Source organism: Ardenticatenales bacterium, assembly GCA_020634515.1.
In the GTDB taxonomy this organism is placed as follows: Bacteria; Chloroflexota; Anaerolineae; order Promineifilales; family Promineifilaceae; genus JAGVTM01.
On record JACKBL010000001.1, the window covers coordinates 130,476 to 144,465 of the forward strand.

At 59.3% G+C, this 13,990-nt stretch carries 15 protein-coding genes; 12 read left to right on the plus strand and 3 right to left on the minus strand.

Annotated elements, in window-relative coordinates; genetic code table 11:
* Nucleotide 1 precedes the first annotated feature (1 nt).
* Nucleotides 2-1,639 (minus strand): ABC transporter permease subunit, encoded by a 1,638-nt coding sequence (locus H6650_00520; GenBank protein MCB8950472.1) that lies wholly within the window; start codon nt 1,637-1,639, stop codon nt 2-4.
* Between the two features lie 385 nt (nt 1,640-2,024).
* On the minus strand, nt 2,025-3,137 hold the full coding sequence (locus H6650_00525; protein ID MCB8950473.1) for an amino acid ABC transporter substrate-binding protein: 1,113 nt from the start codon (nt 3,135-3,137) through the stop codon (nt 2,025-2,027).
* 847 nt (nt 3,138-3,984) lie between these two features.
* Here H6650_00525 and H6650_00530 point away from each other — a divergent pair.
* From H6650_00530 to H6650_00550, 5 genes are all read left to right on the plus strand, one after another.
* On the plus strand, nt 3,985-5,583 hold the full coding sequence (locus H6650_00530; GenBank protein ID MCB8950474.1) for an NAD(P)/FAD-dependent oxidoreductase: 1,599 nt from the start codon (nt 3,985-3,987) through the stop codon (nt 5,581-5,583).
* A gap of 18 nt (nt 5,584-5,601) precedes the next feature.
* Nucleotides 5,602-6,150 (plus strand): HD family hydrolase, encoded by a 549-nt coding sequence (locus H6650_00535; GenBank protein MCB8950475.1) that lies wholly within the window; start codon nt 5,602-5,604, stop codon nt 6,148-6,150.
* Nucleotides 6,150-6,911 (plus strand): dienelactone hydrolase family protein, encoded by a 762-nt coding sequence (locus H6650_00540; GenBank protein MCB8950476.1) that lies wholly within the window; start codon nt 6,150-6,152, stop codon nt 6,909-6,911. The genes H6650_00535 and H6650_00540 overlap by 1 nt, the downstream gene beginning before the upstream one ends.
* Before the next feature lie 147 nt (nt 6,912-7,058).
* Nucleotides 7,059-7,325 carry a hypothetical protein gene (locus tag H6650_00545; protein ID MCB8950477.1) on the plus strand — a complete coding sequence of 89 codons (267 nt, stop codon included), beginning with the start codon at nt 7,059-7,061 and terminating at the stop codon, nt 7,323-7,325.
* 219 nt (nt 7,326-7,544) lie between these two features.
* Entirely contained in the window at nt 7,545-9,248 is a 1,704-nt protein-coding gene (locus H6650_00550; protein ID MCB8950478.1) for a DUF333 domain-containing protein, read from the plus strand.
* On the opposite strand, the gene H6650_00555 is transcribed toward H6650_00550, so the two are convergent.
* Nucleotides 9,232-9,432: a hypothetical protein gene (locus H6650_00555; protein MCB8950479.1), complete on the minus strand. Its 201-nt coding sequence runs from the start codon at nt 9,430-9,432 to the stop codon at nt 9,232-9,234. The two genes, H6650_00550 and H6650_00555, sit on opposite strands and share 17 nt — an antisense overlap.
* Before the next feature lie 280 nt (nt 9,433-9,712).
* Here H6650_00555 and lepB point away from each other — a divergent pair, with 280 nt between their 5' ends.
* The 7 genes from lepB (at nt 9,713) to H6650_00590 (ending at nt 13,966) form a co-directional block, all read left to right on the plus strand.
* Complete coding sequence (gene lepB, locus H6650_00560; protein ID MCB8950480.1) at nt 9,713-10,321, plus strand: signal peptidase I; 609 nt, start codon at nt 9,713-9,715, stop codon at nt 10,319-10,321.
* Nucleotides 10,322-10,717: 396 nt separating this feature from the next.
* Complete coding sequence (rpiB, locus tag H6650_00565; GenBank protein ID MCB8950481.1) at nt 10,718-11,203, plus strand: ribose 5-phosphate isomerase B; 486 nt, start codon at nt 10,718-10,720, stop codon at nt 11,201-11,203.
* A gap of 15 nt (nt 11,204-11,218) precedes the next feature.
* Nucleotides 11,219-12,115: a deoxyribose-phosphate aldolase gene (gene deoC / locus H6650_00570; GenBank protein ID MCB8950482.1), complete on the plus strand. Its 897-nt coding sequence runs from the start codon at nt 11,219-11,221 to the stop codon at nt 12,113-12,115.
* A gap of 67 nt (nt 12,116-12,182) precedes the next feature.
* Nucleotides 12,183-12,452, plus strand: a complete 270-nt coding sequence (locus H6650_00575) for a YgiT-type zinc finger protein (protein MCB8950483.1) — start codon at nt 12,183-12,185, stop codon at nt 12,450-12,452.
* 105 nt (nt 12,453-12,557) lie between these two features.
* On the plus strand, nt 12,558-13,193 hold the full coding sequence (locus H6650_00580) for a hypothetical protein (GenBank protein MCB8950484.1): 636 nt from the start codon (nt 12,558-12,560) through the stop codon (nt 13,191-13,193).
* A 69-nt stretch (nt 13,194-13,262) separates the two neighbouring features.
* A complete protein-coding gene (locus H6650_00585) occupies nt 13,263-13,556 on the plus strand; it encodes a BMC domain-containing protein (protein MCB8950485.1) in 294 nt (97 codons plus the stop codon).
* A gap of 119 nt (nt 13,557-13,675) precedes the next feature.
* On the plus strand, nt 13,676-13,966 hold the full coding sequence (locus H6650_00590) for a EutN/CcmL family microcompartment protein (GenBank protein MCB8950486.1): 291 nt from the start codon (nt 13,676-13,678) through the stop codon (nt 13,964-13,966).
* The last annotated feature ends 24 nt before the right edge of the window (nt 13,967-13,990 follow it).

The following is a 13,990-nucleotide window of genomic DNA, read 5'->3' on the forward strand; positions in this document are numbered from 1 at the left end:
TTTATCTCTCCACCAGGGCAATGCGCTGATTGTACCAGTTAAGGAGGGCGGAAATTGAGAGGCTGATGGTCAGGTAGGTTGCCATGACAATGATGATGATTTGCACGGCGCGCCCGGACTGGTTAATGGTTGTGAAGCTGACGGTCCAGATTTCGGGGAAGGCCACAAATTGGGCCAGACTGGAGTTTTTGGTGAGGTTGAGGTATTGGCTGGTAAGCGGGGGGATGATGACGCGCAGGGCCTGGGGCAGGACGATGAGGCGCAGGCGTTGGGATTCGGAAAGGCCGAGGGCGCGGGCTGCTTCACTTTGCCCTTTGGAGACGGAGAGAATGCCGGCACGCACAATCTCCGCAATAAACGCCGCCGTGTAAATCGTCAACCCAAATAACACCGCCGCGAACTCCGGTGTCAGTTTGCCGCCACCGACAAAATTCAACCCCTCAATCCGCGGCAGCGAAATACGCATGGGGCGCTCCGTCACCGGAACCACCAGATGCGTCGCCGCATCCGGCAACACATCCCGTTCCGCCGCGATAATGGCCGTGGGCGCAACCAGCGCCTCGCACTCCCCTTCCCCATAAGCCGTAATCGCCTGGTCCGTGCGCGCAAACCGCCGCGTCGAATACGGAATACCATCCACCCGCAGTTGCGCCGTCAGATTCACCTCCGAGGGTGAATCCCGCAAAGCACACAACTGCAACGCCGCCTCGTCTACCTGCTCTTGGGACAACGTGCCATTCTCCAACCCTTTGGAAATGTCATTTAGGCGATTGATGGGCAGGCGGCCCACAATCAAGGCTTCCAGGTCGCTGTATTCGCGCACGCGCAGGCCGCGGGAGACCAAGAGAGCCTGATCGTCGCGCGCTTGATTGCCGGCAACAATCCACCCCGCGCCAATCACCACCACCAGCGAAACCAACGCCCAGGCAGTACGGTTAGATGCTTGGCCCGTCTTCTCCTCCCGCCGCCCCAAAATCACCGAAAGCACCTGCGCCTGAATGATAGCCAGCACCACAAACGCCAGGAAAACGGAAAAAGACGGCATCGCTACGATTTTCGGGAAGTTGATACCCCGCTGGCTAAGAAAAACAGGCAATCCCAATGGCTGAATCGCTTGATTAATCGGTGGCAGCGCGTTAAGCAGCACGACCAGATACAGGAAAAGCAAAATCAACACCAGTGGCGTGTTTCGCATCAGGTCAATATACCACTTGGCGATATTACTCAGCAGCCAGTTGGAAGATAATCGAGCGATACCCGTGAATGTCCCCAGAATGGTCGCCAGAATTATGCCCAGTCCAGACACCTTGATCGTATTCAAGAAACCGACCCAGACGGCCCGCGCATACGTGTCCGCGGGCGAGTAGGGCACGACGGACTCCGCAATGTCAAACTGCGATTCCAGGTTGAGGAAGTCAAAAAAACAGCGCAACTGCTCGCTGCCATCGTCACACAAAAACTGCGCTTTGCCGAGGCGCTGCAAACCGCCGTAGACGTTATTTAACAAATAGGCGGCGGACAGCGCAAACAAGATGAGGAATGCGATTTGCGCCAGAACGCCGAGGACCCGGCCATCGCGCCAGAAGGGTATCGAATCGGAACTGCTCTGCGACGGGAGGTTAGGACTCAAGTCAGCCATAGACACCACCTGGGGACGCATCCGTCATAGATTGGGCATAGACGAACGCACTGGGAAGGGTTCTTGTTTACTTGGAAAGTCCAGCGTTAATCCTGAACGAACCCTGAAAGCAAATAAGGCAGCAATCGGTCTTACATCATGCTTTGCGATTGAGAGCGGATAAAACGAATTGCGCCTGGAGAGTCGGAGCTTTCCCCGGGCAACGAGAGGGGAATAAAGGGCTTGCCGCGCCAACGCGGGGCGCTATGAAGGCCTTTTGGCGGGGCGGTGACGGCCACACCCTGCCGCTAACCCGCGCCGCCCCGGAGATCAGGTAGCGGCGCGGGTTAGCAGGGCGCGATGCCCGGTCAGAGAACCAGAGCATCGTGCCGGCAAGTTGAATGAATTAGCGGAATGGCGGCGCGTAAATCAAGCCACCTTCCGTGTAGAGCGTGTTCAGGCCACGGGGCAGGTTGAAGGGGGTGTCGGGGCCGAGGTTGCGGTCATAGATTTCCGCGTAGTTGCCCACCTGCTTGATAATCTGGTAGCAGAAGTCGTTATTCAGGCCCATCGCCTGTCCCAGGTCGCCAGATTCGCCGAGCAGGTTTTGGATGACGGGGTCATCTCCACCGAGGGCGGCATCCACGTTTGCGGAAGTGAGACCATACTCTTCCGCGGCGAAGGTGCAGTAGACGCTCCAGTTCACGATGTCGCCCCAGTTGTTGTCGCCGTGACGCACGGCGGGGCCAAGCGGCTCTTTGGACATGGTGGCATCCAGGATGATGTGCGCGGTGGGGTCGCTGAGCAGGATTTGCTGCGAAACCAGGCCGGATTTGTCGGTGGTGAAGCCATCGCAGGAGCCGGAGTCATAGGCTTCGCGGGTGGTGTCGGCATCGGGGAAGACTTTAGGCTCAAACTGAATGTCCAGGGCGCGGAAGACGTCCGCCAGGTTCTTTTCCGTGGTCGTGCCCGCCTGGACGCAGATCGTGCCGCCGTCCAGTCCTTGCAGATCGGTGATGCCGCGGTCCTTGCGCACCATCATGCCCTGTCCATCATAGAAAGTGGTGGGGGCGAAGTCGAGGCCGAGGGAGGTGTCGCGGCTGATGGTCCAGGTGGTGTTGCGGATCAACAGGTCAATTTCACCCGTTTGCAGCAGGGGGAAGCGCTCGGTGGCCGTTGTGGGGCGAATTTCGAGGGCGTTGGCATCGCCCAAAACCGCCGCGGCGACAACGTGGCAGTAGTCAATGTCGAAACCGCTGTAGGTTCCATCTTCGTTGAGGTAGCCAAAACCGGGCACGGATTTGTTGCCGCCGCACTTCAAAACGCCGCGGTCGAGGACGAGTTTGAGCGTGTCGCCGGTCGGCGCCGGCGCCACTTCGCCACCAGCGGCGGGGACTTCTACGATGCGGGTGACTTCGCGGGTGACTTCCACGGTTTCCGTGGCCCCGCCACCGCAGGCAACAAACATAAGGGCAAAAAGGACCATGCTGAAGATGGCAAATAGACGTTTCACATTCATGTTTCTTCTCCTGACTTTTGAATAGCTTGGGGTCATGTTGGTAATGGGTTGAGACTTGAGCCGCTCCGCGCCCATGAGGGTGTTCCGTTGAGCAGGTTCGTGTCTGGATAGGGTATTGTCGATGGCCTTCACCTCCTTCGGGAAAAGTGTTTAGTGGCTGTCCGCAATTAAGTTAGCGGAAATGTGCGGGTAGCGGCTATCCATGATAGCTTGTCAGTAACCGTCCGTAATAAGTGTGAAGTTGTTTCCTTGCCGTTCCTTCAAACGGACGATGCAATTCCGTCCTCTATTTCATCGTCAGTCCTTCGTGGATGGGGTCAGATAATTGACGGCTGTTGGTTGGTTGTTGCGCGGCGGGATGTATCCTGGTAGGGATGGCTTTTTCCGCCAATGTCATTGGTTGGAGAACGCAACGATGGGTTGCGGCAGGAGAGCGTTCGTAGTTACTAGAAATGGTCGAAATGCGGCTGCCGGCATTTTCCATGAAAATCGCGCACGTTACCCAAAACGATTCGGAGTAGTGTGGCAGCAAGCACCGGAAAGTGAGGGAAGATCAGGAAATGAGAGGCGGGTAGGGCGGGAAGCCGTTGTGGGCGGACGTTGCCGAGAATAGGTAACAAGGTTACAGTTATGCCTATCATTTACCGTGGGTTTGCGCGACTGGCTTGATTGAATTGGGTTGCTGATGAGTGCGGGTAGGAAATGCACGTTAACGCTTTGTTAGCAAATAAGTATAGCCATGCCGCGAAATTGAGCAAGTAGGGCGCGGCTCTTCCCCTATGTGACGGCGGCCGCGAGGTTTCGGTGAAGCGTAGGGGAGCGCCAGAACAATTTGAGGCAGCAATTTATGTCCGATCAGTATGAAGCCATCGTGGTTGGCGCGGGACACAACGGATTGACGGCGGCGGCCTACCTGGCCCACGCCGGTTGGAAGACGCTGGTGCTGGAGCGCCGCCCGGTTGTTGGCGGCGTAGCGGCGACGGAGGAGTTCGCACCCGGATATTGGGTGGACTCGGTGTTGCACGATGCCGGCACTTTCTCCCCCACCATCGCCCGCGACCTCTTCCTGAAAATGCAAGGGCTGGACCTGCGCCCCGCCGACCCCGTCATCTTTGCGCCGCAGCCCGATGGTCGGGCGCTCACCCTCTGGCGCGACCCCCACCGCTCCGCCGCCGAGATCGCCCACTTCTCCGCGCATGACGCGGCCCAATTCGCCGCCTACGCCACCGCCATGCACCGTTATGTCGGTTTCCTGGAGCGCGTCTTCCACCAGGCTCCCCCGAACGTGGCCGCGCTGGAAGATAATGACGTCCTGGGCTGGTTGGGCGTGGGCGGCGCGTTCCGCCTGCTGGGCGACCGGGGCATGTATGAGCTACTGCGGGCGCTGCCGATGGCCCTGGTGGAGTTCATGGATTTGTGGTTTGAGGCGGAAGCCGTGCGCGGCGCGTTGGGGATGGCCGGCACGCCCGGCGCGAACCACGGCCCCTACGCTGCCGGAACCACCCTCCAATTTCTTTACCACCATCTGGGGCATCGGGCCAACGGTCTTCCGGCAACCGCGCACGTGCGTGGCGGCATCGGCCAGTTAGCCACGGCCCTCACCAGCATCATTGAATACGCGGGCGGGCAGGTGCGCACCGACGCCAGCGTGGCCCGGATTATGCGCCACGACGGACGCACCAGTGGCGTCATCCTGGAAAATGGCGACGCCTTCACCGCGCCCGTGGTTCTCTCCAGCACCAATCCGCGCCACACGTTCCTGGACCTCGTTGATCCCTACGAATTGGACCCCAATTTTACGCGCGCCCTGGACAACATCAAGTTCCGCGGAACCACGGCCAAAGTCAACCTGGCGCTGGATGGGCTGCCCACTTTCGCCGCGCTGCCGACGGGGGAGACGGCGCGCCTGAACGGGCGCATTGTCATTTGTCCGGGGTTGGATTATTTGGAACGTGCCGCCGATGCGGCCAAATATGGCGCGTTCAGCCCACAACCGGCGCTGGATATTCGTATTCCCACGCTCCACGACCCCTCGCTGGCCCCCGCCGGGCATCATGTGATGTCCATTTTGGTGAAGTATGCGCCGTATCGTTTGCGCGAGGGGGATTGGACGATGGCACGGCAGGCGTTGGCGCAGACGGTACGGGAGACGCTGCAAATGTATGCGCCGGACCTGGTGGCGCGGATTGTGCATGAGCAGGTGCTGACGCCGGGTGATTTGGCGGAGCGGTTTGGGTTGGCGGATGCCGGCATTTACCACGGCCAAATGTCCCTCGATCAACTCCTCTTCATGCGCCCCATCCCCGGTTGGGCCAGCTACCGCACCCCCATCCCCGGCCTCTACTTCGGCGGCGCGGGCGCGCACCCCGGCGGCGGCGTCACCGGCATCCCCGGCAAACTCGCCGCCCAAACCATCCTACAAGACAGAAAAAACCAGGCCATGTAACCGTTCACGCCCATCCTCATGGACCTTGACCCCATCCTCCACATCCTGCGCCACGGCAACCAACTCAAACGCACCGCCCGTACCGGTTGGGTGCAGCGGGGCGTGCCCACCGCCGAAGACGTGGCCGCCCACAGCTATGGCGCCGCCTTCACCGCCCTCGTCCTGGCCCACCTCGTCGCGGAACCCGTGGACCTGGGGCGTCTACTCTCCCTCGCGATCCTCCATGACCTCCCCGAAAGCCTGACCACGGACATCCCTTCTCCCGCCTGGCAGTTCCTGCCCCCAGGCATCAAAACGGAGGTGGAGCGAGGGGCCATGCACGAGATTCTGGCGGGCGCGCCGTTTCAGGAGACGTGGATGGGGTTGTGGGAGGAGCTGCACGCCAACGAAACAACGGAAGCGCGGCTCGTCCACGATGCAGATAAACTGGATATGTATGTGCAGGCGTTGATGTATGAGCAGCAGACGGGCAACCGACACCTGGGCGAGTTCTGGGACCCGCCGGCCAGGATGCAGTTTCCTATTTCTCAAGCAATTTATGAGGCATTATGCCAGGAGAGACAATGATGTACGAGACCGATATGTACGAAGGGATGTTGGCGGAGACCGTGACGATGCCCGGTGCAAACGGCGACGTCATCAACGCCTATTTCGCCCGCCCATTGGGTCCCGGCCCCTTTCCGGGCATGGTCATCATCCACCACATGCCCGGCTGGGATGAATGGTATCGGGAGGCGACGCGCAAATTTGCCCACCACGGCTACGCCGCGCTTTCCCCCAACCTCTACTACCGCGCCGGGCATGGCACGCCCGAAGACGTAGCCGCCAAAGTGCGCGCCGCCGGCGGCGTCCCCGACGAGCAAGCCGTGGGAGACATGGCGGGGGCGCTGGCCTTCCTGCAAGCGCAGCCCTACGTCAGCGGCAAAATCGGCATTTTTGGCACATGCTCCGGCGGGCGACACGCCTACCTGGCCGCCTGCCGTGTGCCCGGCTTTGCCGCGGCCATTGATTGCTGGGGCGGGCGCGTGGTCATGACCCCGGAGCAGTTGACGCCCAATTTCCCCGTCGCCCCCGTTGATTACACGGCGGACCTGTCCTGCCCTCTGCTGGGACTATTTGGCGCGGACGACCGCAGCCCCACCCCGGAGCAGGTCGCCGCGCACGAAGCGGCGCTCAAGAAGCACGGCAAGTCGTATGAGTTCCACATGTATGAAGGCGCGGGGCATGGGTTCTTCTACTACAACTGGTCCGCGTACCGCCAGGCGCAGGCCATGGATGGCTGGGAGAAGATATTTGCCTTCCTGGAGAAACATTTGCGCGGTAACTGACAGCCGGCAGCCGGTGGCAAATAACCGCCAAAGTAACTACTAACGCTCTCTGGAGATTGGCCCAAATTCACGCGCTCGACGGCCATTTCCATCAGAGAAAATTGGTCCAATCTGGCTTAGCCGTTACCTACCCAAAAGGAATTGCCCATGTGTACGATGATCGTGAAACAAGTGGAAATGGATGGCAGCGGCAAAGGCGCAAAAGGTTGGTTTACGCTGCGTCAGGCCAACGTCTCTTATGATCACCCCTTCAATGCTCCCCTGGAACATGCGCTGAACATTGATTTTGTCAACGAATCACTGGGGCCGGGCGCGCGCGTTGCCGTCGAACTGACGGAGCAGGCGGCGCGCACCCTGGCGGCCACCATCCTGGAGATTCTGGCGCAGGCGGAAGCCGAGGGTCAACTGGTGTAGCCACTTTCCCGGAAGTTGTTTTGAGGCGAAGTGGCCTGGATTGCGCTTCTGGGAAGGTTCAAGCAGCGCGAACAGTCACCGTCGCGGGAACTATTGGCCCTCATTCCTCGTCTTTCATTGTGAAACATCTCACAAAGAAATGGGTGAGATGAAAATTCGTGCTTTGAGCGCGGATCGGCTTTGTGTCACGCCGCACAAAGCAGCACAATGGAGGACAAAATGTCCCGCAGAATCTGGTTTACCTTCCTTTTGTTCCTGGGCATGGCGGCAATCATCGCTTCGTGCGGGGCGGAGCCTGCCGCTCCCGCCACCTCCACCCCAGAAACCAATACCCCCAATATGCCCAACCCCGCTTCCGTTTTCTGTGAGGAAAATGGCGGCACCATAGACATCCGCGAAGACGCCGCCGGTGGTCAGGTGGGTATTTGCGTATTCCCCGATGGCAGCGAATGTGACGAATGGGCTTACTACCGCGGCGAATGTCAACCGCAAAGCGCAACCGTCCCGCCTGAATCCTTGACGCCGCCGAACATGGCGAACCCTGCTTCCATCTTCTGCGAGGAAAACGGTGGGCAGGTAGACATCCGTGAAGACGCCGCCGGCGGTCAGGTGGGTATTTGCGTTTTTCCCGATGGCAGCGAGTGTGACGAATGGGCCTACTTCCGTGGCGAATGTCAGCCGGAAGGGGCAACTCTCGCCACGCCTACGGCGGAATTGGCGGAAGATGGGTGGAAGATATATCGCAATGATACGTTGGGCTATACCTTCCACTATCCCGCCGATGCCATCATTGAATTCGCCGATGATCCGAACAGGACGCTGACGATTGTCGGACCGATGGTGGATGACGAGCATTGGCCCATGATCATGGTCAACCATCCTGGTGACCGGGACGATTATCGCCCACCGGAGGGCGTGGACCTGGTGCAGTGGCTCACGGACCAGAATCTCCTGGTGAACGCGCGCCTGGCGGACAGGCAAATCGCGGGGACGGTGGCCGTACATACACGGCTGGATCGCAGCCCGCAGTCGTATGCGTTTGACACGTTTACTTTTGCCCACGCGGGGCAGTTGTATAGCATTGTCATCCTGCATACGGGGGATAAGGAAGATTGGTCGCTCTACGATCGCTTCCTGGACAGTTTTACCTTTACGATGGAGCCGACTTCCGCAGTGCCGGCAAATGAACGTGACGCCATCATGTCTCTGAGCCAGGCAGACGTGTACAGTGTGGCTCCTTCTCCTGACGGACAGTGGCAAGCCCGCGTCACCCGCTACAACTGCGTCCAGGTAAACGAAGGGGACATGATGGCGTATGAAACCCTCTCCTTGGTTGAAGTTGCCACCGGCAGCGAACGACGCATTGATGAGCAGTTGCAATCCTGTGGCGGCCTGGGCGCGTATGGCCTGAACGTGCTGTTTTGGTCGCCGAACGGTCGCTTTCTCTACTACACGGACGCGCGCGAAGGCGGCCCGGACGGCTGCGGCTACTGGGAGCGCCCCATCTTGCGCTACGACCTCGTTGATCAGGCGAGCACCCAACTGGGTGGCGGTCCGATTTCGCCTGGTGGCACAAGGTTGGCTACCTGGCAAAAGAGCGACCTGGTGATCTGGGACGTGGACGCCGGGGAAGTGGGGCGCATCGCGCAGGCTGGCGCGACAGGAATTGGTCCCATCGTTTGGTCGCCGGACAGCCAGTCGTTGGCCTATGCGCGGATCGAGTCGTTCTGCCCCCTATCCGGCATGTCCACCGTAACGCGCCTGGACATGGCGGACCTGCAACCGCAATTGCTGTTGCAATCGGATTCCCCCACCTTTGGCGCGCTGCTCTGGACGGAGCCTGGCTATCTGCGTCTTTTCGATGCTAATGGCGCGGAGTGGCGCTACAATCTCGCTACGGCGGAACTCACGCCTGGCCCATAGCAAATGAACGAACCGTCCACAAAACTACGCCACGCGCCAGGGCCTTTGCTCCGTTTCCTGGCTGGATTTCCACGCCATCTGTAAAGCCCTGGCGCTCGCTGTCTTTCCCTGGCGTCCCCAGATCATGCTGGCCGTTGGGCGCGGCGGCTTTTATCCGGGGACGCTGCTGGCGCATATGCTGCATGGAGATTGGACGAATCTCAAATATGGTTGCTAAAAGCTGATTTTCCCCGCCGCGCGACAGCGGCGGTAAACTGAGAAACAGGTAACATGACAGAAGGTCTGGTTGCCTGCGTATTGGGCGTCGTCTATAATCGGGAAACAGTTTGCATGGATAGATGACTTTGAAAGGAAACTACTTGACCCGTTGCTTGAATCTATCGCAGGCAAGAGGGGCTTTGACAAGATAGGCCCACGAGGGCGTTCGCAGTTACTTTGAAAGATGGTGTGTAAGATGGAGGCAAATGTTGGCGGAGTCTTATGAGCAGTCACCTGTCGTGACGCCTCCCACCGTTGTGGCAACAGAGCCGCAAGAGATACCGGCGCAGCGGCCCGATTTTCTTGCGCGTGAGATAGTGGAAACCATTATCCTGACTTTGTTCATCTTTTGGATGGTGAACACGGTGACAGGACGGTTTCGTATTGAAGGGCACAGTATGGAGCCAACGCTCCACGAAGGGGAGTATGTGCTGATCAATAAGTTGAGCTACTATCTGGATGAGCCGCAGCGTGGTGACATCATTGTGCTCAAATTCCCCAACGACGAAAGCCGCGATTTCATTAAGCGTATCATTGGTATCCCTGGCGATCATATTGAGATTGGGGATGGGCAGGTGAAGGTGAATGGTGTGACGCTGGAGGAACCGTACATCAAAGCCCCACCTAATTATAGTGGCAGTTGGATTGTGCCGGCAGATAACTTCTTTGTTCTTGGTGATAATCGCAACAACTCCCACGATTCCCACAGTTGGTCGTTTTTGCCCAGGCGAGATGTGCTGGGCAAGGCGTGGCTCATCTACTGGGGACCCTCCGATTGGGGTCTTGTTCCCCATTATCCACATCCTATAGGTTAATCCAGGCAGCCGATGCTTTTCACCAAAGCATCGGCTGTTATCATTTGTGCCAGTTTCGCCCGTCCATTTCAACCAGAGAACTCCCCTGTATCCTGCCTGCCATGACGCTTGTGTCTCACACGCGGAGTCAGGCCGCAGCCGTGATTGTAGCAGCCTATGAGCGTGAAACGCGAAGAACTTGAAGCGATGGTGCGCGAAGTGGTATCACGGACATTGGGCCAGTCGTCGCCGACGAAGGCGGCGGGGACGCGGCGGCAAATCGTGGATGCGGACGATGTGCGCCAGATGCCTGCTCATTCGCGACAGGTTTTGCCGGCACAAACCATCATCACCCCATTAGCGCGGGAAGCAGCCCTGGAACGGCACATCACGTTCGTGGACGCGGAAGCGGAGATGATGCCGCCTGTTCCTGTGGCAGATGCCGGCAAACGCATCGTCGCTATCGGCGCAGATCATGGCGGCTACGAACTGAAAGAACAGCTAAAAGAGACCATCGTCGCCGCGGGGTGCGTCGTGGTGGACTGCGGCACGGACAGCACCGCCTCCGTGGATTATCCAGATTACGCCTACGTGGTGGCGCGCATGGTGGCCGACGGGCAGGCGTGGCGCGGCATTATGATTGATGGCGCGGGTATTGGTAGTTGCATGACGGCCAATAAAGTGCCCGGTGTGCGCGCGGCCATGTGCTATGATCAGGCTACGGCATTGAACAGCCGCGAACACAATAACGCAAACGTGTTAACATTGGGGGCGGGTTTGATCGGTCCCCACCTGGCGCGGCAGATTGTGCAGGTGTGGCTGCAAACGGAATTCGGCGGCGGGCGTCATGCGCGCCGCGTGGACAAAATTGGCGCTGTTGAACAGCGGTTTGCCAAAAGATAGGCGTTTCCAGAGCATATGACGACGTTAGATGCCGGCAAAGTCAATCAACTCATCGAAGAAATCACCCGCGAAGTCCTGCTGCGCCTGAACCAGACGCAGCCCGCGGCCAGCGTGGACGAGTGCACCTGCACCGATGGCCGCTGTGTGCAAAACTGCGCGGAGAAAGTGAACCGGGTCGTGCGGGCGGGCGCGGCGCGCGTGTCCGCCGGGCTGGGCGCACGCCCCCAAAGCGACGACATTGCCCGCATGATCGACCACACGCTGCTCAAGCCGGACGCCAGCCAGGCGGAAATCGCCCAGCTTTGCTACGAAGCCCGCACCTACCACTTCGCTTCGGTGTGCATCAACCCCGCGCATGTGCGCCTGGCATCCCAACTCCTCAAAGAGTCCGACGTAAAAGTTTGTACCGTGGTTGGCTTCCCCCTGGGGGCCACGCCCGCCGTCGTCAAGGCCTATGAAACGCAGCAGGCGATTCGGGATGGGGCCACGGAAATCGACATGGTGATCAACATTGGCGCGCTAAAGTCACAGGATTACCGCACGGTGATGGAGGATGTGGCCGCGGTGGTTCGTGCCGCGCACGCCCACAACGCGCTGGTGAAGGTGATCATCGAAGCCGCCTTGCTCACGGATGAAGAAAAGATTGTTGCTTCGCAGTTGGCGAAAACGGCGGGGGCCGATTTTGTAAAAACGTCTACGGGTTTTGGTCCTGGTGGCGCCACGGTGGCGGATGTGGCGTTGATGCGCCGCGTGGTGGGGCCGAACCTGGGCGTGAAAGCGGCGGGGGGCGTGCGCACCTTCGCCGATGCCGAGGCGATGATTGCGGCTGGCGCGACCCGGATTGGGGCAAGTGCCGGCATTAAAATCGTCACCGACCGCTCCCCCGCGCGTACGAGCGGCGGGAATTACTAGGTAACTCATTCGCCATGTCTTCCCTATGTCGGAACGACACGCAATAGAGTCGAAAAGAGGCTCCATTATGAACGTTTGTCCTCATTGTCATCTCGGTCGTCTCCAACGCACCGCCGTCTCCTACGTCTGCTGGCTCGACGGACACATGATGCTCGTCCCCCGCACGCCCGCTTACGTCTGCGATGTTTGTAACAACCTGGAATATGACCCCGACTTCATGGTAGGCGTGCGCTACATGATTTATCAACACGAAGCCGGCCATAATCATCCCACCCGCGTTCTCACCAAAAAACCGGCGGGAAAAGCCGGCAAAACCACCGGCGCGCCCTCGCCCTAAGGACTGACGATGAAGTAAAGCACGGAATTGCATCGTCCGTTTGAAGGAACGGCTTTGGCTCTAGAGACTGAATAATCATCTTCGCACACCCGTAAGGAATGGTTTATGTCCGTCGAACTACGCAGTTACGTTTTCCTGGATAGTTTGCAGCCGCAGCACGCCGCTTTTTTGGGCACGGTTGCCAGCGGTTTTTTGCCCCTGCCCGGCGATGCCTCCCTCTGGATTGAAATCTCCCCCGGCATCGAAATCAACCGTATCACCGACATCGCCCTGAAAGCCACGTCCGTTTATCCGGGGATGCAAATTGTGGAAAGGCTCTACGGCCTGTTGGAAATCCATTCCAGCAGCCAGGCGCGGGTGCGTGCGGCGGGCGCGGCCATTCTGGAGGCTCTGGGCGTGCAGGAAGAAGACCGCCTGAAGCCACGCGTCGTTTCCAGCCAGATTATCCGCAACATTGACCCGCACCAGGTGCAGTTGATCAACCGGATGCGGCACGGCCACATGATCCTGGCGGGGCAAACGCTCTACGTCATGGAAGTGCAGCCGGCGGCGTATGCGGCCCTGGCCGCGAATGAGGCGGAAAAAGCGGCGGAGTTGAACATTTTGGAAGTACGCGCTTTCGGCAGCTTTGGCCGTGTCTATCTGGGTGGGGAGGAGCGCGACATCATGGCCGGCTATCAGTCCGCCATTGACGCCATTGAGAGCGTTTCTGGCCGCATGGCCGTCAGTAAATCTGAATGAGAGAGTTTCGCGCGCGGCATGTGCCGACGCGAGCTGACATGACAAACCTGATTGAGGAGAGATGAACGTATGGCAGAAGCATTAGGCATGATCGAGTGCAAGAGTTTTGCCGCGATGGTTGAGGCGTCCGATGCCATGGTGAAAGCCGCCCGCGTGGAGCTGGTTGGCTACGAAAAGACGGGCGGCGGCTTTGTCACGGCCATTGTCCGCGGTGACGTGGCCGCCGTGAAGGCGGCGGTGGAAGCGGGCACGCGCGGAGCCGAGAAGGTCGGCGAAGTGGTGTCGGTGCATGTGATCCCGCGGCCGCACGTCAATGTGGATGCCGTGCTGCCTTTGGGCCGCCAGGACGCCGCCGCGGATTAAGATTTCGCCGGCGTCGGGAAAGAGGGCATGGTTGCTGGCGCAGGCGCGTTGGTCTGGGTCTGTGCCGGCATTTTCCCCATCCACCCTCTTCCCGCCACCCCCTACAACAAGGAACAACCATGTTTCTCGGCAAAGTGGTAGGCACACTCGTTTCCACGCAAAAAGAAGCCACCCTCGACGGCCTCAAATTCCTCGTCGTCCGCCGCCTCACCATTGACGGCGAAGAAACCGGCGGTTACGTCGTCGCCGCCGACGCCGTGGGCGCGGGGCTGGGCGAAGTCGTCATGGTGGCCACGGGCAGTTCCGCCCGCCAGACCCGCTTCACCGACAAACGTCCCTGCGACGCCGTGATCATGGCGATTGTGGACACGTGGGAAGTGAGCGGGCAGGAAAAATATCGTAAGGAATAGTTGATTATTGAATTCCTGAATGAT